At 75.4% G+C, this 2,266-nt stretch carries 2 protein-coding genes and 1 pseudogene; 2 read left to right on the top strand and 1 reads right to left on the bottom strand.

Features of this window, described 5'->3' with window-relative positions; all coding sequences use genetic code 11:
* Positions 1-377: pseudogene (locus CCN56_RS40240) on the top strand (TetR family transcriptional regulator); the annotation flags it as partial.
* A 38-nt stretch (positions 378-415) separates the two neighbouring features.
* Here CCN56_RS40240 and CCN56_RS40235 read toward each other — a convergent pair.
* Positions 416-898 carry a GNAT family N-acetyltransferase gene (locus CCN56_RS40235; protein ID WP_256962438.1) on the bottom strand — a complete coding sequence of 161 codons (483 nt, stop codon included), beginning with the start codon at positions 896-898 and terminating at the stop codon, positions 416-418.
* 155 nt (positions 899-1,053) lie between these two features.
* Here CCN56_RS40235 and CCN56_RS40230 point away from each other — a divergent pair, with 155 nt between their 5' ends.
* Positions 1,054-1,974: a TIGR01777 family oxidoreductase gene (locus tag CCN56_RS40230; protein ID WP_086832501.1), complete on the top strand. Its 921-nt coding sequence runs from the start codon at positions 1,054-1,056 to the stop codon at positions 1,972-1,974.
* Positions 1,975-2,266 lie beyond the last annotated feature (292 nt).

Below are 2,266 nucleotides of genomic sequence, written 5' to 3'. Positions count from 1 at the left end.
CTTCCGCGTCGGCCTCGCTCACCCCGTCGAGCGAGGCCGACGCGGAAGGCCTGCGCTGGACGCGCGGGCTGCTGCGGGCCGCCGCCCAGGACCCCGCCCTCCGGGCCGTCTGGTACCGGGTCAACCAGGAGTCCGAGGAGCGCCTGCGCGAGGTCGTCGCCGGGCTCACGGGGCCGGACGCCGACCCGCTGGAGGTACGGCTCGCGGCGGCGGCGGCCACCGACGCGATCCGGATCGCCCTGGAGACCTGGGCCGAGACGGACGCGCCGGAGCGCGGGGAGGGCTCACCGGCCGCCCTCGCGGTCCGCTGCCTGCGGGAACTGATGGGCGGGATGCGGCTGCTGCGGGACGGGACGGGGGACGCCTCGGCTCGGTAGCGACCGGCCCGTGCGGTACGCGGATGCCGCGAAGCCCCTCAGCTCCGTAGCGACCGGCCCATGAGGACGTCGTCCACGTACGCCCCGTCGAGGAAGATCTCGCCCGGCAGCACGCCCTCGACGAGGAAGCCCATGGAGGCGTAGAGCGCGCGGGCCGGCGCGTTGTGCCCGAGGACCCGCAGGGTGATCCGTACGGCACCCTCCTCCCGGGCCCGGTCCATCGCGGCCCGCAGCAGCGCCCGGGCGACGCCCCTGCCCCGGGCCGACTCGGCGACGGCGAGGCCCTGGATCTGGCGGACGTGGGCGGTGGCGGCGAGCGGGGTCGGCGGCGCCACACGGACGTAACCGACGACCGCCCCGCCGTCCTCGGCCACGAGGTAGTGCCCGGGCAGGTGGCGCTCGTCGAAGAAGGGCGCGCCCGGCTCCGGGGCGGGCTGCACGGCGTGGAGGGTCGACCAGGTGACCCGGTCGAGCTCCGCGAGCGCGGCGTCGTCGTCCTGCACGGCGGTACGTATACGCATCTGCGTCTCCGGCACGATCATGGCGGCCACTGTGCCACGCGGCGGCCGGGGAGGGCAGGAGGGCGACCGCGCGGCCTTCCGGGAGGGCAGGATGGCCACCACGCGGGCTTCCGAAAGGGCAGGAGGGTGACCACGCGGCCTCCCGGGAGGGCAGGATGGTCACCATGCAGCGTTCCGCCATCCGCAAGCGCGTCGCCGTCACCGGCGCCTCCGGGCTCATCGGCTCGGCCCTCGTCCGCTCCCTGCGCACCGACGGCCACCACGTCCTCCGCCTCGTCCGCCGCCCGGCCCGGACCGCCGACGAGGTCGAGTGGGACCCCAAGCGTCTTTACGTGGACGCCGCCGGGCTCGTCGGCGTCGACGCCGTCGTGCACCTGGCGGGCGCCGGCGTCGGCGAGCGCCGCTGGAACGAGGCGTACAAGAAGGAGATCCGGGACAGCCGGGTCCTCGGCACGACGGCGATCTCCCAGGCGCTCGCCTCGCTCGCGAACCCGCCGGAGGCGCTGGTCTGCGGCACGGCACTCGGCTGGTACGGGGACACCGGCACGCGCGCGGTGGACGAGAGCGCCCCCGCCGGCACGGGCTTCCTGCCCTCGGTCTGCGTGGAGTGGGAGGCCGCGGCCGCCCCCGCCGAGGAGGCCGGCATCCGGGTCACCTACGCCCGTACGGGCCTGGTGGTGGCCCGCGAGGGCGGCGCCTGGGGACGGCTCTTCCCCGTCTTCCGCGCCGGACTCGGCGGCCGGATGGGCGACGGCCGCCAGTACTGGTCGCACATCTCCCTCCACGACGAGGTGGCCGCCCTGCGCCATCTCGTCGACACCCCCGCCCTCTCCGGTCCGGTGAACCTGACGGCCCCCGAGCCCGTCACCAATCGCGAGGTGACGGCGGCGATGGGCCGCGTGCTGCGCCGCCCGACCCTCTTCGCCGTCCCCGCGCCCGTCCTGAAGGTCGCCCTCGGCGACTTCGCCGAGGACGTGCTGGGCAGTCAGCGGGTGCTGCCGGGGCGGCTGTTGGAGACCGGCTTCGACTTCGCCTTCCCGACGATCGACGAAGCGATCCGCGCGGCGCTCCGCTAGCGAGTGCGTCTGCGCTCCCCCGTGCTGCGTGCACCCCGCCGCGCGCGGGCCGACTTCCGTGCGTGTGCCTCCTAGGCTCGACGCCCACCGTTCGATGCCCGCTGTTCGATACGAACGCGAACTCGGGCATTCCGGGGGCCCGTTGGGGGCATAAGGCCTCCCACCGGCGGCGCCTACCTGGGGAGGGGCACGTGCTCAGTACCGCAATCAGCGCACAGCACAGGGACGTCGTGGAGACCGTCGACGTCGTCATCGTAGGAGCCGGGACCGCGGGGCTCGCGGCCGCGCACCG

The organism is Streptomyces sp. NRRL B-24572, from assembly GCF_002156145.1.
Lineage (GTDB): Bacteria > Actinomycetota > Actinomycetes > Streptomycetales > Streptomycetaceae > Streptomyces > Streptomyces vietnamensis.
This window is presented reverse-complemented; position numbering and strand designations above follow the sequence as displayed.